The organism is Kribbella sp. NPDC051587, from assembly GCF_044453945.1.
GTDB lineage: Bacteria > Actinomycetota > Actinomycetes > Propionibacteriales > Kribbellaceae > Kribbella.
The window spans coordinates 517,816-539,124 of sequence record NZ_JBITDE010000001.1; the positions used below are offsets into that span (position 1 = coordinate 517,816).

Genomic DNA, 21,309 nt, shown 5'->3' on the forward strand with positions numbered 1-21,309 from the left:
GTCCCATCATGCCCGTTGGGTGGCCATCGGGATGCGCAGGTTCTGGCCCCGGCGGTAGATCGTCGCGCTCTGGGCGGCGATCGTCACGCCGATCGTGAAGACGAGCGAGGCCTGGCTGACCGGGTTGTGCGGCCAGATCGCCGCGGAGGCGAAGGCACCAGCGATCCGGATCCCGATGGTGAGCAGCCACAGGACGAGCGTCGCGCTGGTGCCCTTCTGCCACAGTCCCTCCGGCGTGGCGGTCAGCCTCAGGCTGGCACCGCGGGCGACACCGAAGCCGATCAGGACGAGGCAGTCCAGCACCAGGAACGCGATCTGGGCGGGGGTGGCGACATCGACGACCGACGAGAGCGAGAACAGGCCGAGGGTGAGCAGCACGCCCGGCATCACGAACAACGAGCGCTGCGTGACGATCGAGCCGGTGAGCTGCCGGCCGACCACGCGCACCAGAACGAAGGCCGCTACCAAGACTGCCAGTACGACGTGGGCCGACATGGTGTGAAGTCCTTTCCGAGGAGTTTTGCGATGTCTCCAATCTCCTCGGAAAGGACCGTCGTCACGTCAGCCCCGGGGTCGCACCCGGGTGGAAGGTCGACCTCAACCCTGGGGTTGAGATCGCTCAGGCCAGGGACACCAGGGACAGGTAGTCGTCCGACCACAGGTCCTCGTCGGCGTCCGGCAGGATCAGTACCCGGTCCGGGCGCAATGCCTCGATGGCACCCTCGTCGTGCGTGACCATCACGATCGCCCCCGGGTAGCTGCCGACCGCGCCGAGCACCTCGTCGCGGGAGGCAGGGTCCAGGTTGTTGGTCGGCTCGTCGAGCAGCAGCACGTTGGCGCCGGAGTGAACCAGACCCGCCAGGGCGAGCCGGGTCTTCTCGCCGCCGGAGAGCACGCCGGCCGGCTTGTCCACATCGTCACCGCTGAACAGGAACGAGCCCAGCACGTTCCGGACCTCGCCGTCAGTCAGGCCTGGCGCAACCGCCGCCAGGTTCTGCCGGACTGTCCCGGCCAGGTCCAGGGTGTCGTGCTCCTGCGCGAAGTACCCGAGCCGCAAGCCATGCCCCGGTACGACGCGACCCGCGTCCGGCTCTTCCCTTCCTGCGAGGAGCCGGAGCAGCGTGGTCTTGCCTGCGCCGTTCAGGCCCAGTACGACGACTCTGCTGCCGCGGTCGATCGCCAGGTCGACCCCGTCGAGCACCTGGAGACCGTCGTACGCCTTCTTCAGTCCTTCGGCGGTCAGCGGGGTCTTGCCGGAGGGAGCCGGTTCGGGCAGGCGGATCTTCGCGACCCGGTCGGAACGCCGTACCGGCTCGAGTCCGGACAGCAGCTTGTCGGCGCGCCGCGCCATGTTGCGTGCGGCAACGGTCGTGTTCGCGCCGGCCATCATCTTGCGGGACTGGGCCTGCAGGATCGCGGCCTTGCGCTCGGCGGTGTTGCGCTCGCGGGTGCGACGCCGTTCGTCCAGCTCGAGCTGCTGCAGGTACTTGTTCCAGCCGGTGTTGTGGATGTCGATCGTGGTCCGCTGCGGGTCCAGGTGGAACACCCGGTTAACCGTTGCCTTCAGCAACTGCCGGTCGTGGCTGATCACGATCAGCCCGCCCGGATACCCGAGCAGGAACGACCGCAACCACACCACCGAATCGGCGTCCAGGTGGTTGGTCGGCTCGTCGAGCAGCAATGTGTCGTGCTGCGCGAACAGGATCCGCGCCAGCTCGACCCGCCGCCGCTGCCCGCCGGACAACTCGCCGACCGGCTGCTCCAACGCCCTGACGGGCAAGCCGACGCCACCCGCCAACCGAGCCGCCTCGGCCTCGGCCGCGTAACCGCCGCCGGCCTGGAACCGCGTCTCGGCCCGCGCGTACGCCGCCATCGCCCGCTCTTGCGCGTTCCCGGTGGCGGTACTCATCGCCGCCTCGGCCTTCCGCAGGTCGCGAATGGCGGTATCGAGGCCACGCGCCGACAGAATCCGGTCGGTGACCGTGAGGTGCGGGTCAGCCGCCCGCGGGTCCTGCGGCAAGTAGCCGACCGAACCGGACGCCGTCACGGTCCCGGCCGCCGGACGCTCTTCCCCGGCCAGCGTCTTCAGCAAGGTGGTTTTGCCGGCGCCATTGCGCCCGACAAGCCCGACCCGGTCCCCCGGGCCGACATGGAACGACAGGTCGGACAGCAGCAGACGGGCGCCGACGCGAAGATCTACATCACTGACGGTGATCATGACTGCAACTCTCTGTGATGGTAAGCGAACACACTTCTGGCGCGGAAGCGGGTTGCGTACCTAGACACAGAGGCAAGTAGCCATGCCCCGAGGGTAGACGCCCACCCCAGAACCCGTCACCCGAATTACTTGGCGGGGAGGTCGATGACGAAACGGGCGCCGCCGGTGGGGTTGGAGGTGACCTGGATGGTGCCTTGGTGCCACATGACGTGGCGGGCGACGATGGCCAGGCCGAGGCCTACGCCGCGGCCGCGGCCGCTGGTTTCGCCACGGCCGAAGCGTTCGAAGATGCGGTTGCGGTCCTCGGGGGCGATGCCGGGGCCTGCATCGTCGACGGTGATGATGACACCGAGGCCGCCGGGTTCGACGGTGACGCCTTTGCAGCCGCCGGCGTGGTCCTCGGCGTTCTCGACGAGATTGGCGATGACGCGTTCCAGGCGGCGCTTGTCGGCTTGCATGACGAGGAACTCGGCGCGTGGCTCGACGGTGGTGATCGGGCGGCCGGCGGTGGCATCGGCAGCGGCGCGCACCAGGTCGGCGATGCGGACGAGTTCGCGGCTGCCGCGGTCGCCACCGTCGTCGCGGGAGATCTCCAGCAGGTCGATGACCAGGCGGCGGAAGCGATCGAGGTCGTCACCGAGGAGGTCGACCGGTTCGCGCACCGCCTCGGGCAGTTCGTCGCGGTGGTTCTGGATGAGCTGCATGGAGTTGAGCATCGTCATCAACGGTGTCCGCAGCTCATGGCTGACGTCACCGGCGAACCGGGCGTCGGCCGCGACCCGCCGTTCCAGGTTGGCCGCGGTCTGGTTGAACGAGCGCGCCAGACCACCGAGGTCGCGATCCTCCTCGGCTTCCAGACGGGCGTCGAGGCGGCCGCGGGCGACGGCGTCGGCGACCTTGGTGAGTTCGGCGAGCGGGCGGAGGGCGAGCGTGCTGGCCAGGCGGCCGACCGCGAGACCGACGAGCAGGGTCGCGATCGTCGCCGCGATCAGCGTGAGCCGCAGCGTCGCCAGGGTGTCGTCGAGCCTGTCCAACGGATGCCACTCGAAGAGCGCGTCGCCCGGCCGGTCCAGCTGGATGCCGACCGCAAGCACTCGCTGGCCACCGACCACGATGCGTTGATCGGCGGGCGTTCCCGTCCGGGCCGACTGGATCAGGTCGGGCGGCAGGTCGTCCGGGCTGCCGGTCAGCGAGTACCACGTGCCGTTCACGTAGACCATCGAGGCAGCCGAGTCGCTCGTCGGCAGGCTGTTCAGCACGTCCATGACGGTCACACCCGGTCGCGGCTGTGCCGCGTCGCACTCGACCCGTAACCGCGCCGGCGTGCACGGCGTCGCGGCGCCGTACAGGCCGAACCGGAAGGCGGCCGCGTTGTCGGAGGTCTGGTTGATCGCGGACTCGCGACGCTGCTCGGTGAGGTAGTTCGACACGACGCTCCAGGTGACGATCGCGAGCACCGCCGAGAGCCCGAGCGCGAGCAAGCCATAGGCGATCGTCACCCGCCCCCGCAGACTCGTGCCGCCGAGCAGTCGCACTCAGCTGACCAATCGGTAGCCGAGGCCGCGAGCGGTCACCAGGTGTTTCGGGCTCGCCGGGTCGTGCTCGATCTTGATCCGGAGCCGACGGATGTGGACATCCACGATCCGGCTGTCGCCGAAGTAGCCATAGCCCCAGACCTTGGACAGCAACTGCTCCCGCGACAGCACGCGTCCCTCGGCACCGGCCAGCTCGGCGAGCAGCTTGAACTCGGTCCGCGTCAGCGGCAGCACAGCGTCGCCACGTGTCACCTCGGCCCCCGGTACGTCGATGGTCAGGTCCCCCACGACCAGTACGTCGGGCTGCCGCGCGTTGGCGGGCTCGACCCGGCGCAGCAGCGCGCGGATCCGGGCCGACAGCTCCTTGGCGACCAGCGGCTTGGTCACGTAGTCGTCCGCGCCGGCCTCCAGCCCGGCGACCACGTCGTGGCTGTCGGTCCGCGCGGTCACCATGATCACCGGTACGTCGCTGGTCCGCCGGATCTCGCGGCAGACGGTGAACCCGTCCCGGTCCGGCAGCATGATGTCGAGCAGCACCACGTCCGGTGGCTGGCGGCGCAGGGCCGCGAGCGCGTCGAACCCGTTGGCCGCCTCCGCGACCTCGTAGCCCTCGTCTTCCAGGGCGAGCCGCAGTACCCGGCGGATGCGGGGCTCGTCGTCGACCAGCAACAGGCTGTGTGCCACGCCACCAGTGTCGCTCACCACAGGGCCCGGACGGCGGTTACGGCTGTCATGAATCCGTCATGTTCGCCCCGGAGTCAGATGACAACTCCTTGACGCTTCGGTGATCGCCGTTCCGGCCGGGTCCGGAAGTCCCAAGATCGGGGCCATCCAGTCCTGGAGGAGGACCCATGGCACGAAAGAGGCTGGCGGCAGTGGCACTTGCCGTCGTGGCGAGCTTGGGGCTCGCCGCCTGCAACAGTAACGGCTCGTCGCCGACCGGATCCGGTACGGCGGGCACACCGGTCAGCGGTGGCACGCTGAACATGCTCGGCGCACAGGACGTCGACTTCATGGACCCGAACATCAGCTACTACTCCGTCGGCTATCTGAGCCTGCGCCTGTGGAGCCGCCAGCTCTTCACCTACCCGGCCGAACCGGGCGGCAAGAACACCACGCCGGTCCCGGACATCGCGCCGGAGATCCCGACCACCGCGAACGGCGGGATCAGCGCGGACGGCAAGACCTACACGATCAAGATCCGCCCCGGCGTGAAGTGGAGCACGACCCCGGCCCGCCAGGTCACCGCGGCCGACGTGGTCCGCGGGATCAAGCGGACCGCGAACCCCAAGCAGCCCTTCGGCGGCATCCCGGACTTCCACGACCTGATCACCGGGTACGCCGCGTTCGCCGACGGCTTCGCCAAGGCGGCGGTGACGGTCGCCGGGATCAAGGAGTACATCGACAAGACCCCGCTGCCCGGTGTCGAGGCCAAGGGTGACGACACCGTCGTCTTCCACCTCAACCGGCCCGCGTCGTACTTCGTGGACATGCTGACGATGCCCGCGTTGTCGCCCGCGCCGGTCGAGTCGCTGGACTACCTGCCGGCCAGCACCGAGCTCGGCAACCACTTCCCCTCCGACGGACCGTACAAGGTCGACTCCTGGGTCCCGAGCAAGTCCATCAACTACTCGCGCAACCCGGCCTGGGATCCGGCCAGCGACCCGGTCCGCAAGGCGTACGTCGACAAGGTCGTGGTCAAGGAAGGCCTGACCCAGGACTCGGTGCAGCAGCAGCTGCAGACCGGTGAGGCGTCCGCGGACATGGAGTTCGACCTGGCCCCGGCCGCGTCGCAGATCCCCGCGCTGCAGGCCAAGAAGGACCCGAACCTGTCGATCGGCGACACCGCCAGCACCAACCCGTACATCCTGTTCAACACCGTCTCGCCGAACAACAACAAGGCGCTGGCGAACCCGAAGGTCCGGCAGGCGATCAGCTACGCGATCAACCGGGACAACATCCTGCAGGTGCTCGGCGGCAAGACGCTCAACCCGCCACTGACCCACGTGCTCCCGGACGTGATCACCGGCTCGAAGCAGATCGACCCGTACCCGTACGACCCGGCCAAGGCCAAGCAGCTGCTCGCCGAAGCCGGCTACCCGAACCTGACGCTGAAATTCCTGTACCGCAACGCGACCGAGGGCAGCAACAAGACCTTCCAAACCGTTCAGCAGGACCTGTCCAAGGCCGGCATCACGGTGACCGGCGTACCGTCGCCGAACTCGGACTTCTACGTGAAGTACCTGCAGGTGCCGTCCGTCGCCCAGAAGGGTGTCTGGGACGTGTCGCTGAGCAGCTGGGGCGCGGACTGGTACGGCAACGGGGCGCTCTCGTTCTTCAACCCGCTGTTCTCGGGTGAGCCGTCGTTCCCGCCGGTCGGCAGCAACTTCGGTCTCTACAACGATGCCGAGACCAACGCGCTCATCAAGCAGGCGATCGCGGCACCGACCACGGACTCGGCAGCGGAGCTGTGGGCCAAGGCCGACGCCCGGGTGATGGACCAGGCCGCGTTCTTCCCGCTGACCAACAACAAGCAGGCCAACTACCACGCGGCCCAGGTACACAACACGATCTACGTGCCCTCGCTGCAGAACTTCGATCCTGCCAACGTGTGGCTCGCCAAGGACAAGCAGGGCGGCTGACCTCATGGCCCTGCTTGAAGTAAGAGATCTTCGGGTCTCCTTCGACACCCCGGACGGTACCGTCCGCGCCGTCCGGGGCCTGTCGTTCGACGTCGAGGCCGGACAGACCCTCGCGGTCGTGGGCGAGTCCGGCTCCGGCAAGAGCGTCTCCACCCAGACCATCACCGGGCTCACCCGCGGTGCGACGGTCTCCGGTACGGCGTTCTTCGACGGCACCGATCTGATCACCGCGGACCAGTCGACACTGCGCCATCTCCGCGGCGCCCGGATCGGGATGATCTTCCAGGACCCGTTGTCGAGTCTGCATCCGCACTACCGGATCGGCTGGCAGATCGTCGAGATGATCCGCGCGCACGACACCGTGATCGGCAAGCAGGCGGCCCGGAAACGGGCCGCCGAGCTGCTCACCCTGGTCGGCATCCCGCGGGCCGAGGAACGCATCGACGACTACCCGCACCAGTTCTCCGGCGGGATGCGGCAGCGGGTGATGATCGCGATGGCGATGGCGCTCGACCCGGCGCTGCTGATCGCGGACGAACCGACCACTGCCCTCGACGTGACCGTGCAGGCCCAGGTCCTGAACGTGATGCGCCGGTTGCAGCAGGAGTTCGGTACGGCGATCGTCCTGATCACCCATGATCTCGGAGTGGTCGCCGAGATGGCCGACGACGTCGTGGTGATGTACGCCGGCACCGTGATGGAACGGGCGCCGCGCCGCGACATCTTCTACCGCAACCACCACCCGTACACGCAGGGACTGCTGGCTTCGCTGCCGGCTCGCAGCGGCGACCGGCTGACTCCGATCCCCGGCACACCGCCGAGTCTGATCAGCCTGCCGAAGGGCTGCCCGTTCGCGGCCCGCTGCCCGCACGTGTTCGACAAGTGCCGGACCGAGGCCCCGCCGCTCGCCGACATCGGCCCGCGGCATCAGTCGGCCTGCTGGCTCCCCGCTCAGGCAAGTGAGGCGATCGCATGAACGACGTACTCCTGAAGGTGGACAACGTATGCAAACAATTCCCCACGCAGTCGAAGGAGGTGGTCCGGGCGGTCGACGGTGTCTCCCTCGAGGTCTTCAAGGGCGAGACGCTCGGCCTGGTCGGCGAGACCGGCTGCGGCAAGTCGACGCTGGCCCGCTGCATGGCCCATCTGTACGACGTCACGTCCGGCTCGGTGTCGTTCGAGGGGACCGAGATCAGCACGCTGTCGCGGCGCGCGATGCGGCCGGTCCGGCGCGAGATCCAGGTGATCTTCCAGGACCCGTACGGCTCGCTCAACCCGCGTCGCCGGGTCGGCTCGATCATCGGCGACCCGTTCGCCATCCATGGCATTGCCTCGGGCAACGAACGGAAGAAGAAGGTCCAGGAGCTGATGGAGCTGGTCGGGCTGAATCCCGAGCACTACAACAGGTTCCCGGCCGAGTTCTCCGGCGGCCAGCGGCAACGGATCGGGGTCGCCCGGGCACTGGCGCTGCGGCCGAAGCTGATCATCTGCGACGAACCGGTCTCCGCGCTGGACGTCTCGATCCAGGCCCAGATCATCAACCTGCTGGCCGATCTCCAAAAGGAGCTGGATCTGACCTACGTCTTCATCTCCCATGATCTGTCCGTGGTCCGGCACGTGAGCAACCGGATCGCGGTCATGTACCTGGGCCGGATCGCCGAGCTGGCACCGACGAACGAACTGTTCGGCGAGACCCGGCATCCGTACACCCGGGCCCTGCTGTCGGCGCTACCGGTCGCCGACCCGGACACCGCCGACAGCAGGGAACAGATCATCCTCGGCGGCGACATCCCGACCGCGACGAACCCGCCGGAGGGGTGCAGGTTCCACACGCGGTGCCCGAAGGCCCGGTCCGAGTGCGCACTCACCGAGCCGGAACTGGCCGCCGTACTGGATGACACCGACGATCACCGCACGGCTTGTCTGTATCCGTTGACGCTGGGCGAGGACCTGTCCACCGCCGTACCGGATCTGAGGGCATCATGACGGCCGCACTCGAACTCGTCGATGTTCTGGACGAGCCGAAGACGATCGAGGGCCGCAGCCCGCTGGTGCTGGCGTTGCGGCGGCTGCGGCGGGACAAGGTGGCGATGATCTCGCTGGCGGTGATCATCCTGATCGTGCTGATGGCGGTCTTCGCGCCGGTCTTCGCGGCGATCACCGGGCACGGGCCGAACGATCAGTACCGCGACATCGGCCTCTCGCCAGAGGGCTTGCCGCGGGGGCCGAACGGCACCTTCTGGCTCGGCACCGACGACCTGGGCCGGGACATCCTGGTCCGGATCGCGTACGGCGCCAGGGTGTCGCTGCTGGTGGGAGTGGCCGCGACGGCGATCACGGTCGTGGTGGGAGTCGTGCTCGGGCTGGCTGCGGGGTTCCTCGGGGGGATCACCGACACCATCCTGACCCGGCTGATCGACGTCGTCCTGTCGGTTCCGTTCCTGCTGGTGGCGATCGCCCTGGTCTCGATCACCGGGCCGAGCCTGTCCGTGACGGTGCTGGTGATCGGGTTCTTCAGTTGGGCCTCGGTGGCCCGGATCGTCCGCGGGCAGGTGCTGTCGCTGCGCGAACGCGAGTTCGTCGAGGCGGCCCGGTCGCTGGGCGCCAGTGACGGCCGGATCATGTTCGTCGACGTCCTGCCGAACGTGCTGGCCCCAGTGATCGTCTACACCACCTTGCTGGTCCCGGTGGTGATCGTGACCCAGGCGACGCTGTCGTTCCTCGGGCTCGGTCTGCCGCCACCCATCGCCGACTGGGGCGGGATGATCAACTCGTCGCAGAACTACTACACGACGGCCTGGTGGTTCATCCTCTTCCCCGGTCTGGCGCTGCTGATCACGACGCTGGCGTTCAACCTGTTCGGCGACGGTGTCCGGGACGCGTTCGATCCGCGCGCCGACCGGACGTAGGAGGGGATCACGATGGCTCGCTTCTTGCTCCGCCGGCTCGGGCACGGGCTGCTGGTGCTGTGGCTGATCTCGATGGCCGTCTTCGCGCTGTTCTTCATTGCCCCCAGCAACGTTGCACAGACACTGGCGGGCCGGCAGGCCACGCCGGAGACCGTCGCGCTGATCCAGCACCGGCTCGGTCTCGACCTGCCGGTCTGGCAGCAGTACCTGAACTTCGTCAAGAACGCCGTCCAGGGCGACCTCGGCTACGACTACTACCATCAGGTGCCGGTGACAACGATCATCGGGCAGGCACTGCCGATCACGTTGTCGCTGGCGCTCGGCGCCGCCGTACTGTGGCTGCTCCTCGGGGTGACCAACGGCGTCATCTCGGCCGTGCATCCGCGGTCGCCGGCCGATCGTGGGCTGACGCTGTTCGCGTTGTTCTTCTTCTCGTTCCCGTCGTTCCTGCTCGGTCTGTTGTTGCTGTACTTCCTGTTCTTCAAGCTCACCCTGGCCGGGTTCGACTGGTTCCCGGCCGGCGGGTACACGGCGTTCAGCGAAGGGCCCGGAGCCTGGTTCCAGCACCTGGTGCTGCCGTGGATCGCACTCGCGTTGCTGCTCGCGGCGACGTACACGCGATTGACGCGCGGCTCGATGCTCGACGTACTGGGTGAGGACTACATCCGCACGGCGCGGTCCAAGGGGATCCGGGAGAGCCGGGTGATCGTCCGGCACGGGTTGCGCAGTGCGCTCACCCCGGTGGTCACGCAGTTCGGTATCGACCTCGGGCAGCTGGTCGGTGGTGTCGTGGTGACCGAGACCGTGTTCAGCCTGCCAGGGCTGGGCCGGACCGTGGTGACCGCGATCAACCAGCAGGACCTGCCGGTGATCATCGGCATCGTCCTGTTCGCCTCGGCCGCGGTCGTGATCGCGAACATCCTGGTCGACGTCGCCTATGCCTTCCTCGATCCGCGAGTCCGGCTGCACTGATCAGGAGAGCAGGGCAGTCGTCTGCGGGCTCGGGACGCTGCCGACGTCGGCGAGGCTCGCGGTGAGGGCGTCGTACTGGCGTACGGCGGCGGCGCGGTCGCCCTGGATGAGGTGGAGTGAGATCAGCGCGCGGTGGGCGGATTCGAGCAACGGATCGTGGCCCACCGCCTGCTGGTAGAGCGCGATGCTCTCCTCGACCCGGCCCTCCGTGGCCTTGGCATCGGCCCGCGCCAGCAACTCCCCCAGGACGCGCTCCGACAGCCCCTCCGCCATCGCCACAGCGTAGCCTCCTGGGATGGCAATCGTCGTGTACGGAGCTGGTGGAATCGGCTGTTATGTCGGCGGGCGGCTGGCGGCGAGCGGAAGCCCGGTCACGTTCATCGGGCGGCCGCGGATGGCCGGCGAGCTGGCCACGCACGGCCTGCGGCTGACCGACTACCTCGGCGCCGACCTGCGGGTCCCGCCGGGCGAGGTGCGGTACGAAACGACGCCGGCGGCTGCCGCTGAGGCGGATCTGGTCCTGGTCACGGTGAAGTCGGCCGCGACCGCGACGGCGGCCGACGAGCTCGCCGGGGTGCTCAAGCCCGGCGCGGTGGTGGTGAGCTTCCAGAACGGCATCCGGAACGGCGAGACCCTCGCGGCCCGGCTGACCGAGCAGCGCGTGCTGACCGGGATGGTTCCGTTCAATGTGCTGAACAGTGGCGGTGGACATTTCCACCAAGGCACGGAGGGCGCACTCGACGTCCAGGCCGACGCCGCGCTCACGCCGTACAGCGGTGCCTTCGAGCGAGCGGGGCTGCCGCTGAAGCAGCACGACGACATCCTGCCGGTGCAGTGGGCGAAGCTCCTGTTGAACCTGAACAACCCGGTCAACGCTTTGTCCGACCTGCCGCTGCGTGACGAACTCTCGCAGCGGGCCTTCCGCCGCTGCCTGGCCGCGGCGCAGGCCGAGACGCTGGAACTGCTTGCCGCCAAGGGACTCGAGCCGGCCCAGATCCTGCGCGTCCCGCTGCGACGCTTCCCGACCATCCTCAGGCTGCCGGACTTCCTCTTCCGTCGGCTGGCCAGCTCGATGCTCGCCATCGACCCGCTGGCCCGAACCTCGATGTGGGAGGACCTGCAGGCCGGCCGGACCACCGAGATCGACTACCTGAACGGCGAGGTCGTCCGCCTGGCCGAAGAGCTCGGCCGCGCCGCGCCGGTCAACGCCAAGCTGGTCGCGCTGATCCGGGCTGCCGAGGTCGATCGGCGGGCGTGGACCGGGGCCGAACTACTCCGCGAACTTCAGGGGTAGCGACGCCCGCACGTTGATGCTGACCAGACCGTCCCGGAAGCCGAGGTGCTCGTTCAACCGGCGCATGTTGGCGTTGCCCTCCTGCGTCCAGGTGTAGATCTCGGTGATCCCGTGCTCGGCGGCCCACGCCATACTCGTCCGCTTCAGCGTCGACGCGACCCCCTGCCCGCGCCACTCCGGCCGTACGGCGGTGTAGGCGACCTCGGCGCGCTGCGGCTGATCGGTGTCGATCATCAGCCCGGCGAGGCCGATCACGTCGTCCCCGTCGAGCGCGGCGAACATCGCGGCGGGGTCGTTGATCCACTCCACGGCCCACTCCTCGGCCGTCACCTGCATCGGCGGCGTCACATCCATGTCCGGGAACGTCGGCAGCGCGACCTGCTCATAGGCCTGCGCCCACAGCTCGGGCCGCTCGGCGATGCTGACGATCCGGTACGTCGTCGGTGCGGGCGGCCGGGGTTCGTCCCCGATCGCACGGACCTGCTCCACCTGCCGCGCGGTCTCGGTGAACCCGAAGAGCCCGGCGAACTCCACCGACCCCGGATCGTCGATCGTGCAGCCGCCCCGGTTGTAGCCCTGGGCAACGACATGCTGATCGAGCGCCTTGAGGAGTTCGGTGCCGACGCCTTGACGGCGATCCTCCGGGCGGACGCGGACAGCAATCACCGCACGCCCGGGCTCGGCCGAGCGGTCGGCGAGACCGTGGCCGACGACCTTCCCGTCGACCTCGGCGAGGAGCAGCAGGCGGCCGGGGCGGTCCTGTTCACGCAGTTCCGCGACGCTCGAGCAGCGCTCATACGGCAGTGCGGCGATCCGCACCTCGCGCCACGCTTCGTAGTCCGCATCAGTCAGCACGGGCCGGATGTCCACCATGCTGACGGTTGTATCAGGGTCGGGCGGCTGGTGGCAGCAGGTTTTCGTCGGCGGTCTCCCACTCGGCCGGAGCCGGACCGAGCCGGTCGAGCTCATCGAGCTGGAGTTCGGCCCAGGGCGAGAGGCCGTCGACAGCGCGGATCTCGGACCACTCGATCCAGCGGTACGCCGCGACCTCGGCCGGCGCCGGCTCCGGAGCGCCGGACCAGCGGACCCGGTAGACCGGGCAGACCTCGTTCTCGACGACGCCGTTCGGCATCTCGGCGCGGTACCGGAATCCGGGCAGCACCAGCTCCGCCTTCACGTCACTGATGCCCAGCTCGTCGGCCAACCGCCGTACGACGGCGTCCTCGATCGCCTCGCCGGGAAGAGGATGCCCGCAGCAACTGTTGGTCCAGACCCCCGGCCAGGTCGGCTTCCCGAAGGCGCGCTGGGTCAGCAGCACCCGGCCGCGGTCGTCCACGACATAACTGGAGAAGGCCAGGTGCAACGGCGTCGCCGAATGGTGAACCGTCGCCTTGGCCTCGGTCCCGATCGACCGGCCCTCGTCGTCCAGCAGTACTACCAGCTCCTGCGTCACCCTCCGAGGGTATGCCGATATCGAACTGCGGGCCGCATGCACAGCGTGTTACCTTCCTGACGTGATCATGCGGCGCGTGGCGTATCGACCGGCTCTGGGAGGAGCCGGCGTTCTGTAGTACCCACCCCCGCTCCGTCCCAGGGCCTCTTCCGTTTCCGGAGGCGCTGACGAGGGGTGTCTCCATCACATCTTGGAGCACATCCCCATGGAACCGTCCGCTGTAGTCGACCGGTTACGCCGTACCACCGACTCGATCGTCGGCGAAGCCGACCTGCTCTTGCGCCTGGCCTCCGGGAGGCCGTTGCGGATCAAGTACGGCGTCGACCTGACCGCCCCCGACCTGCATCTCGGTCACGCGGTCAACCTGTGGATGATGCGGCAACTGCAGGACCTCGGCCACCAGGTCGTCTTCCTGCTGGGCGACCTCACCACCCGCGTCGGCGACCCGACCGGCCGCTCCGACACCCGCCCGGTGCTGAGCCCCGACGCAATCGAGGCGAACGCGTCGTCGTTCCTGGCGCAGGTCTCGCTCGTGCTGCGGACGGAGCCTGCCGTCTTCGAGGTACGGCGGAACTCCGAGTGGTACGACGGAATGCGGATCGCCGAACTGCTCGGGCTGTTCGGCCAGGTCACACAGGCGCAGCTGATGAGCCGGGACATGTTCCGCGCCCGGGTCGAGGCTGGGCGCGAGATCGCCGTACATGAGCTGGTGTACCCGGTGCTGCAGGGCTACGACAGCTTCGCGATGCAGAGCGACCTGACGGTCGTAGGGTCGGACCAGCTCTTCAACGAGCAGCTGGGGCGGCACTTCCAGCAACGCCTCGGCATGCCGCCGCAGGTGGTCATCACGACGACGATCACGCCCGGGCTCGACGGCCGGGCCAAGCAGTCCAAGTCACTGAACAACTACATCGGGTTGACCGACAGTCCGCGCGACAAGTTCGGCAAGCTGATGAGCATCCCCGACCACCTCGTCGAGCCCTACGCCCACGTCTACACCGAACTCCCCCTCGACACCGTCGCCGCTCTCGCCGCCTCCGCCGACGCCGGCGGAATCGCAGCCCGCGACGCCAAGCTCCGCCTCGCCGCCGCCGTCGTCACCCGCTACCACGGCGCCGGAGTCGCGCGCACCGAACTCCGATCCTTCCAGCAAACCTTCACCCACCGGGCAGAGCCCACCGACATCCCGGTCCTCGCCCTCGACCAGCCCGCGAACACGCTCCTGGACCTCCTCCAAGCAGCCCGCCCCACCGACACGCGATCGCACCTCCGCCGCCTGATCACCCAAGGCGCCGTCACCCTCAACGGCACTCGAACCACCGACCCCACCACCCCCGTCGACTCCTCGACCGACCTACTCCTCCGCTCCGGCCCCCGAACTTGGCACCGCCTGACCCGCAGCGCGGACCGCCCCCACTGACCAACTCCCCGTAGACCGACCGGTTCACGCTCAGCCGACGCTGCTCGGGGTCCTCCCGGGCAGGTTGGTGAGTGGCACAGGTCCGCCCCCTCAGGCAGAAGGGGTCCCTGTCGGGTCCGAAAGGCGGGGCTAACGGGTGAGTGTGTGCAGGTGCGCGATCATCGTGTCGACGGCGACCCGCAGCGGCGCGGGATCACGGCGGACCTGGCTGAGTAGCAGACCACCCTGTACGGCGGCCAGCATCGCGACGGCGAGTTCCGCCGGATCCGCCGTCGCGGCCAACTCGCCTCGCTCCTGCAACTGGGTCAGACCGTCGCGGATCAGCTCCTCCCAGAGGCCGAACGCCTTGGCGAGCTGCACCCGCGCGACCGGGTCGCTCTCGGCGAGGTCGCTGGCCAGTGAGCCGAGCGGACAGCCGCCGATGCACTGCACCTCGGTCAGGATGCCGACCATCATGTCCCGCCAGCGGGTGAGCGAGTCGATGGTGTCGAGCCGGCCGAACCCCGGCCCCTGCGTCTCGAGCACGCGGCCGGTCTGGAAGTCGATCACGGCGGAGACGAGCGCGCTCTTGCCGGGGAAGTAGTGGTAGAGCTGCGACGGGCTGACCCCGGCCGCCGCCTGGATCTCCTCGATCGTGGTCCGGGCGACGCCCTGCTCGACCATCAACTGCGAGGCCGCGGCGACGATCCGCTCGCGGGTCGCCTGGCCCTTCCTGGTCAGTCGCTGCGTCGTCATGGATCCCAGCGTAGGCATTTTGGAGTTGATACTCCAATTTTCGCGCTCCACGATTGGAGTAATCACTCCAACTCAGAGATGGGCAGGGATATGACCGAGCAGGACTTCGCCGGGCGGACGGCACTCGTCACCGGCGGGAACAGCGGGATTGGGCGGGCGGTCGCCGAGGCACTGGCCGAGCGTGGCGCGTACGTCGTGATCAGCGGCCGTGACGACGCCCGCGGCAACGAGGTGGCGGCCGGGATCCGGTCGGTCGGCGGCCGGGCCGATTTCGTCCAGGCGGACCTCGCGGACCTGGACAGCGTGCAGGCGCTGGCGAAACAGGCGATCGAGCTCGGCGGCGGACACGTCGACGTCCTGGTCAACAACGCCGGGATCTTCCCGATGGGCCCGACCGCCGACGTGGCACCGGCCGACTTCGACGCCGCGTACGCCGTCAATGTCCGGGCGCCGTTCTACCTGGTGGCCGCGTTGGCACCGCTGATGGTGCAGCGCGGGCACGGATCGATCGTCAACGTCACCACGATGGTGGCGACCTTCGGGATGGCGGGAGCGGCGGCGTACGGGTCGAGCAAGGCCGCACTGCAGTTGCTGACCAAGTCCTGGGCGGCCGAGTATGCAGCCGGTGGCGTCCGGGTGAACGCCGTCAGCCCTGGACCGACCCGCACCGAGGGAACCGCCGTGATGGGCGACAGCCTGGACCAGTTGGCCAACACGACCCCGATGCAGCGCGTCGGGAGCCCGGCCGAGATCGCGGCCGGCATCGTCTTCCTCGCCTCGGACCAGGCCTCACTCATTCACGGCACCGTGCTACCGATCGACGGCGGCCGCCTCGCCGTGTAGGGCGGCGACAAACTCGACCCCGGTGCAGAGGGTGCCGAGGCGGGGGAAGATCTGGGTGAGGGCGAAGTCGTGGGCATGGTGGTCGAGGCCGGTCATGGCGTCGGTGAGGTAGACGGTCTCGTAGCCGAGGTCGTCGGCGGCGCGGGCGGTGGATTCGACGCCGAAGTTGGTGGCGATGCCGGCCAGGGCGAGGGTGGTGATGTTGCGCTGCTGGAGGTCTGCGTCGAGGGTGCTGCGGCCGAAGGCGCCGAGGGTGTGCTTGACGATCTCAAGGTCGCCGGGTTCGGGCTCGACGGCGAAGCCGCTGCCTTCGGGTTGGTGGTCGACGCCCGGGCGTTCGACCCGGACGTTGACCACCAGACCGCCAACGGAGCGCGTCGCCTTCGCCAGGGCGACACAGCGCTCCTGGACCTCGCTTCCCTTGAGGGGAACGGTGTCCAGGGCGACGATGCGCGGCATCAGGTCGATCAGGACGAGCGCCGTACGGCGGGGATCCAGGCTCAGCGTGGTCATCCGCCGAGGTTAGCCGCCAGGGAGTTCGCGTAGTTCACGTCGCGTTCGGTGCCGGAGAAGCCGATGCGCCAGGTGCCGCCGTCGTACGTGCCTTGGGGCCAGGGGCGGCCGCCTGGCTGCCAGAGGGGTTGCCAGGCGACGCCGTCGCTGACCGGGTCGTACCAGTGGTTGTCGTTGGACCAGGCGTTCTTGTGTGCTGTGACGAGGCTGAGGCCGGGGCCGGTCGCCATCGACCACTTCGGGAGGCCAGCGACGTCGCCGTCGCGGTCGAAGCCGCCGGGATCGCCTTGGTTCGGAAGGGCTGAGTCGACGTTGAAGGCCACCTCCCAGAGCGGTGCGGTCGTTGCCCCGTTCACCTTCCAGGACAGGCCGGTGTCAAAGGTCTTGCTGCCGAAGTCGAAGCTCCAGTCGGCCGTCACGGGCTCGTCGCCGAAGGCAATGCCTTTGAGGGTGAGCGCCGTACCGGTGGTCTCGACCTGTTGGGCCGGGCCGGTGATGTCCGTCGCGCCGAAGCCACCAACGCCCAGGTACGGCGCGGTCGCACGGCCGGTCGAATCGAGGGCCGGGCGGTATTGACGTTGCCCGGTGGGGTCGACCTCGAGCCCGGTGAGGGCGGCTCGGGGGCTGGTCTGGATCGTGGCGCGGTAGTAGTCGTTGCTGACCACTTGTCCCTTGGTCACCTCTTGTTTGGCGAAGTCGAGCGGCGCGAGGAACAGACCGCCCTTGCCCCAACCGGCACCGGTCACGTACCAGTCGTCACCGTCCTGCACGACCTCGGCCGCGTGCGCCTGGATCGTGCCGGCCAACTGGTCGATGCTGAAGTGCAGTGGGTCCTTGCTCTTGTAGACCTTTGTCGATTCGTAGCCGCCGTCGCAGCAGACGAACAGGTAATAGTCGGTTCCCCGCTGTACGACGAACGGCGACTCGGTCGGACCACCGAACGTGCCTGTGGCAGGGTGTTGGAAGGCGGTCTGCCGTGCGCTCCAGTGCCGCAGGTCGGTACTGGTGCGGTAGGCAACGATGTGGTTTCCGCCGGACGGCGACGAGTTGGCCGTGTAGTACATCACCCACTGGTCACCGACCTTGCGCACCATCGGGTCACGACCGTCGAAGCCGTCGGTGAACAACGGGTTGGCCGCGTCGCGGGTCCAGGTCTTGAGGTCGGTGGACGTCGCCAAATGCATCCGGTACGCCGTGTGGTCCGGCGTACCGGCCGCGTAGAACAGGTAGTAGGTGCCGTTGTCGTAGATGGCGTGCGGCGCCCAGATGTGACTCTCACCGGCAGCGGGATCCGCGATCAGCGCCGGCGGTTGCTTGGTCCACGGACCGTTCGGGGTCGGGGCGGTGGCGTGGCCGAAGCTCTTCTCGTCGAGCGGGTCGGCCGGCTCGGCGTGGGTGATCGCGTAGACGTGCCAGGTACCGGTTGTGCGGTCCTGGATCAGCGTGTGGTCGTTGTAGTACCAGGGGCCGGACTCGCCGACACTCGGGTCGTAGATCTTGGTGAACTTGCCCGCGGCAACCACCGTGTCGGTCTTGGTGAACGGCGTGATCGTCGTGTTGTTCAATTCCAGGTCCAAGTAGTCGAGGCCGGCGAGGTAGCCGGTGGCGGCCGGGTTCTTGCCGGTCAAGGTGATGGTCAACGTGTGCTTGCCTGCGGTGAGTTGCCTACTGCCGAGACCGACGCGCTGCGTGGTCACGCCAGCAGCGACGTACCCGTCGAAGTTCGTTGCGGGAGTGCCATCGACCTGTACGTCGACGATGCCGTAGTCGGCGGCCTTCGTGAGGCCGATGTTGAGCTCGTAGGTTCCGGCGGTCGGGACGGTGAAGGCGAGGACGGTCTTGTCGCCTGCCTTGGTGCCGTGGATCCAGGCTTGGGCTCCACCAGACCAGCTCACTCCACAGCAGCTCCCCTGTGGGTCCACCGGGACTGTGCTCGACTGCGGCGGGAGCATCGACTCGCCCTCGATCCTTATCCCGTTGCCGCTGGTTCCCTTGATGGGTTGCGACTTCGGGCCGACGTTGCCCGCGAGGTCGACCGCGGCGACACGGTAGGTCCAGGTCTCGTGGAGTCCGAGGTTGCGATGGACGAAGCCAGGCAGTGGCGTGGTGCCGAGCAGCTTTTCCTCGCCACCCTTGGTGCCGTACACGGTGTAGTACTTGATGCCTGAGTCGTCGACTGCATCCGTCCAGCTCAGGTTGATCGCGTTGCCCGATTGACCGATCGCCTTCAGGTTGGTGACCGCGCCGGGAGCGCGACGGTCGACGTACGGGATGACGAGCGACTGAACGACGTACTGGCTGGCTGTCCAGGTCGGACTCGTCGGTCTCAGCTCGATGTCCAGCTTGGTGCGGCCGAAGGTGAGTGCCGCGGGCAACTGATAGTTGTCGTCCAGCCAACGCTGGTGCGAGTTGCCAAGCGGCTGTAGCCAGGTTCCGGCCTCCTTGCCGTTGACAAACACCTTGACCGACTGACCGGCCGTCTGCTGATCGCTCGTCCTGCGGAGCGTCACGCCGCGGTTGATCGGATCGATCTTGGCCGTGAACTTGAGTGCCGAGCCAACCTGGTCGGTCAGCTGGACGTCGTCGTGGTCGCCTTCGTAGACGGACGTCAGCTCCGGACCTTCTGCGTTGATCCGATCCGTCTCCCGAGCGCCGAACTTGCCCGAGGTGTAAAGGAAAGCGGTGGAGCCGTAGACGGCCGGGTGGTCGTCCTGCTGGCCGTGTTCGATACCGATGTCGAGCTGGTTCTCGAAGCCGATCGAGTCGGTGATGTGCAAGCGCCAGGCACCATCGCACTCGTTGGTGCAGAAGCCGGCCTGGACCTCGTGCGCGGCGTTGCCGTGGAACGGCGTCGAGTACGTGCCGTTGTTGAAATACCAGCCGGACTCGTAGTAGTCCTCGGTCCCGGTGCCGTGGATCGCCGGGGTCCGCTCGCCGTCGACGTACACGCGTTCGTCGCCTTCGAGGTAGCCGCGTGTGTTGCCGTCGGCAAGTAGCCCTTCCATTGTCTGGACGACGCCGACGAACTTGCCACGACCTGAGGCCTGCGCGAACGTCCAGTCGCTGCCCTGCGTGGTCTCACCGCGCTTGGAGATCGCACTGAAGTAGCCGGTCTTGCCGGTGACCAGGTCGACTGCCTTGCGGGCGTCGCGAGACGCGGTGACCTCGGCCTGACCAGTGAGCTTGTACGCCGATTTGTTGACCAGGCTGACGGTGGCACGGGCGACGTACGGCATCGGCCACCAAGCGGAGTACCAGCCGTTGGGGTCCATGGCGAAGAAGAGGGAGCGGACCGGGTTCTCACCGAGACCGGAGCCGAAGAACTCACCGAGCGGGGCGTCTACCCGCTTCTGACCGTCGATGGTGACCTCGACACGGACTCCGGCAAGCAGGGAGTCGGAGGGCTTGACCCGAGCTCCGTCAGCCGGAGTGGCGGCGTACGGCATCGTGTGTGAGCCGCTCCAGGCCTGCTTGGTGATCTCGTAGCCGTGTGCCTGCTCGTCGGCCACGTGGTCCGGGCCGACGTTCAGAGTGTCGGTGCGGGTGGGCGAATCGACCCAGTAGCTGAACTCGTTGAAGTCCAGGTCGGACGAGATGAACTGGTTGGTGATGGTGATCTGCGACTTGCCCTTGGTCAGGGCGGCGGGCAGGTCGACGATCTGGTCGTGCCACTGCGCACCTGCTGCCTTGAGCGGCGCCCACTCGCCGGCCTCGACACCGTCGACGAGGATCTTGGCGCGCTGGTTGCCGATCCGCAGGTCCATCCGGCGCGTCAGCTTCACGCCCGTGTTGGCGGGGTTGATCTTCATCGTGAACTTACTGCTGCCGGTGAAGGCCCGGCCGTCGTCTGTCGTGCTGGGCAACTCGAGGCCGACGATCTCCGGGAGCTTCAGCCGGAGCGCGGTGAGCTCACCTGGCCCGTAGGTGTCGGCCAGAGTGACTCGCTTGCCGGGGGCAAGGTTCACGCCGGCTTTGGTGGTGCGGCTGTTCGGCTGGGCAGGCTTGGGATCCTTGGTGCCCGCAGCGTTGAGCAGCTTGAGAACGTCCTCGGCTTTGTCAGCAGGGTCGAAGGTCTGGATGCCGTTCGTATCCGGGAACTGGCGGTAGTCCACGTGGTAGAAGTACGGGTTGCTCTGGGTGGTGATCCGCATCGAGGAGCGGTACGGCATCGGGACCCGGATGTAGACGCCACCGCTGCTCTGGACCGCGTTCGCGACCAGTGGATAGCTGAACGGCGCACCGAGCTTGCCGTCGACGATGTCCTGCAAGGAACCGTGCAGCACCTGCTTGCCGTCGAGCTCGACGGTGATCGTGCCGGTCTTGGTCACGTGGCCCTCGTCGCGGGTGAACCAGATGGAGGCGACCTCACCAGGGCCACTGTCCTCTGCGATCACGCACCCGGCGTCCGTCGTACGGAGGCAGGAGTAGGTGCCTTCGAAGCCGTCGTTGTTGGTGCCGTCGCGGCCGAAGCTGGAGAACTGCTTGGTCCGGACGGCGGTCTGGAGTTCCGGGAGGCGGTCCAGGTTCCGGTAGACGTCCCATCCGACGGGACCGTTGCCACCCGCTGGCGGCGTCGTACCGGCTGAGGCTGTAGCGGTCGGGAACGCAAGGACGGCGGCGGCGAGAACCGCGACTATTCGACGGAACATGGGCGGGCCCTCCGGCGGAATGGATGGCGGGAAATCGATTTCTCAGTGTCTACCATCGATGCACTCGGGTTGAGAAGAGCTCAGCTTCGGTCAGTTGGTTGTCCGCGAGGCGGGCCGCTGCGGCGA

18 protein-coding genes are annotated in these 21,309 nt (G+C 68.0%); 8 read left to right on the forward strand and 10 right to left on the reverse strand.

Going from position 1 to position 21,309, the window contains the following annotated elements:
• Positions 1-6: 6 nt before the first annotated feature.
• The 4 genes from ACIA49_RS02440 to ACIA49_RS02455 form a co-directional block, all read right to left on the reverse strand.
• Entirely contained in the window at positions 7-495 is a 489-nt protein-coding gene (locus tag ACIA49_RS02440; protein WP_396375295.1) for a hypothetical protein, read from the reverse strand.
• A gap of 124 nt (positions 496-619) precedes the next feature.
• A complete protein-coding gene (locus tag ACIA49_RS02445) occupies positions 620-2,218 on the reverse strand; it encodes an ABC-F family ATP-binding cassette domain-containing protein (protein WP_396375296.1) in 1,599 nt (532 codons plus the stop codon).
• A 125-nt stretch (positions 2,219-2,343) separates the two neighbouring features.
• Positions 2,344-3,753, reverse strand: a complete 1,410-nt coding sequence (locus ACIA49_RS02450) for an ATP-binding protein (protein WP_396375297.1) — start codon at positions 3,751-3,753, stop codon at positions 2,344-2,346.
• On the reverse strand, positions 3,754-4,437 hold the full coding sequence (locus ACIA49_RS02455; RefSeq protein ID WP_396375298.1) for a response regulator: 684 nt from the start codon (positions 4,435-4,437) through the stop codon (positions 3,754-3,756).
• Between the two features lie 167 nt (positions 4,438-4,604).
• Here ACIA49_RS02455 and ACIA49_RS02460 point away from each other — a divergent pair, with 167 nt between their 5' ends.
• Genes ACIA49_RS02460 through ACIA49_RS02480 form a run of 5 tightly spaced genes read left to right on the forward strand, consistent with a single transcriptional unit; the run spans position 4,605 to position 10,276 of the window.
• Positions 4,605-6,395: an ABC transporter substrate-binding protein gene (locus ACIA49_RS02460; protein ID WP_396375299.1), complete on the forward strand. Its 1,791-nt coding sequence runs from the start codon at positions 4,605-4,607 to the stop codon at positions 6,393-6,395.
• A 4-nt stretch (positions 6,396-6,399) separates the two neighbouring features.
• A complete protein-coding gene (locus ACIA49_RS02465; protein ID WP_396375300.1) occupies positions 6,400-7,371 on the forward strand; it encodes an ABC transporter ATP-binding protein in 972 nt (323 codons plus the stop codon).
• A complete protein-coding gene (locus ACIA49_RS02470; RefSeq protein ID WP_396375301.1) occupies positions 7,368-8,381 on the forward strand; it encodes an ABC transporter ATP-binding protein in 1,014 nt (337 codons plus the stop codon). The genes ACIA49_RS02465 and ACIA49_RS02470 overlap by 4 nt, the downstream gene beginning before the upstream one ends.
• On the forward strand, positions 8,378-9,304 hold the full coding sequence (locus ACIA49_RS02475) for an ABC transporter permease (protein WP_396375302.1): 927 nt from the start codon (positions 8,378-8,380) through the stop codon (positions 9,302-9,304). The genes ACIA49_RS02470 and ACIA49_RS02475 overlap by 4 nt, the downstream gene beginning before the upstream one ends.
• Positions 9,305-9,316: 12 nt before the next feature.
• The gene (locus ACIA49_RS02480; RefSeq protein WP_396375303.1) at positions 9,317-10,276 is read left to right on the forward strand and encodes an ABC transporter permease; all 960 of its coding nucleotides are present in this window, start codon (positions 9,317-9,319) and stop codon (positions 10,274-10,276) included.
• Here the strand turns inward: ACIA49_RS02480 and ACIA49_RS02485 are convergent, their stop codons facing one another.
• Positions 10,277-10,549: a BTAD domain-containing putative transcriptional regulator gene (locus ACIA49_RS02485; RefSeq protein WP_396375304.1), complete on the reverse strand. Its 273-nt coding sequence runs from the start codon at positions 10,547-10,549 to the stop codon at positions 10,277-10,279.
• Between the two features lie 22 nt (positions 10,550-10,571).
• Between ACIA49_RS02485 and ACIA49_RS02490 the strand changes: the two genes are divergently transcribed.
• Complete coding sequence (locus tag ACIA49_RS02490) at positions 10,572-11,570, forward strand: 2-dehydropantoate 2-reductase (protein ID WP_396375305.1); 999 nt, start codon at positions 10,572-10,574, stop codon at positions 11,568-11,570.
• Here ACIA49_RS02490 and ACIA49_RS02495 read toward each other — a convergent pair.
• Positions 11,547-12,443 carry a GNAT family N-acetyltransferase gene (locus ACIA49_RS02495; RefSeq protein WP_396375306.1) on the reverse strand — a complete coding sequence of 299 codons (897 nt, stop codon included), beginning with the start codon at positions 12,441-12,443 and terminating at the stop codon, positions 11,547-11,549. The genes ACIA49_RS02490 and ACIA49_RS02495 overlap by 24 nt on opposite strands.
• Before the next feature lie 13 nt (positions 12,444-12,456).
• Positions 12,457-13,023 carry an isopentenyl-diphosphate Delta-isomerase gene (idi, locus tag ACIA49_RS02500; RefSeq protein ID WP_396375307.1) on the reverse strand — a complete coding sequence of 189 codons (567 nt, stop codon included), beginning with the start codon at positions 13,021-13,023 and terminating at the stop codon, positions 12,457-12,459.
• 205 nt (positions 13,024-13,228) lie between these two features.
• Here idi and tyrS point away from each other — a divergent pair, with 205 nt between their 5' ends.
• Positions 13,229-14,443 (forward strand): tyrosine--tRNA ligase, encoded by a 1,215-nt coding sequence (gene tyrS, locus ACIA49_RS02505; protein ID WP_396375308.1) that lies wholly within the window; start codon positions 13,229-13,231, stop codon positions 14,441-14,443.
• A 129-nt stretch (positions 14,444-14,572) separates the two neighbouring features.
• On the opposite strand, the gene ACIA49_RS02510 is transcribed toward tyrS, so the two are convergent.
• On the reverse strand, positions 14,573-15,178 hold the full coding sequence (locus ACIA49_RS02510) for a TetR/AcrR family transcriptional regulator (protein ID WP_396375309.1): 606 nt from the start codon (positions 15,176-15,178) through the stop codon (positions 14,573-14,575).
• Between the two features lie 90 nt (positions 15,179-15,268).
• On the opposite strand from ACIA49_RS02510, the gene ACIA49_RS02515 reads away from it, so the two are divergent.
• Positions 15,269-16,021 carry an SDR family NAD(P)-dependent oxidoreductase gene (locus ACIA49_RS02515; protein WP_396375310.1) on the forward strand — a complete coding sequence of 251 codons (753 nt, stop codon included), beginning with the start codon at positions 15,269-15,271 and terminating at the stop codon, positions 16,019-16,021.
• Here the strand turns inward: ACIA49_RS02515 and ACIA49_RS02520 are convergent.
• Positions 15,989-16,534 carry an isochorismatase family protein gene (locus ACIA49_RS02520; RefSeq protein WP_396375311.1) on the reverse strand — a complete coding sequence of 182 codons (546 nt, stop codon included), beginning with the start codon at positions 16,532-16,534 and terminating at the stop codon, positions 15,989-15,991. The genes ACIA49_RS02515 and ACIA49_RS02520 overlap by 33 nt on opposite strands.
• Complete coding sequence (locus ACIA49_RS02525; RefSeq protein WP_396375312.1) at positions 16,531-21,183, reverse strand: DUF2961 domain-containing protein; 4,653 nt, start codon at positions 21,181-21,183, stop codon at positions 16,531-16,533. The genes ACIA49_RS02520 and ACIA49_RS02525 overlap by 4 nt, the downstream gene beginning before the upstream one ends.
• Between the last annotated feature and the right edge of the window lie 126 nt (positions 21,184-21,309).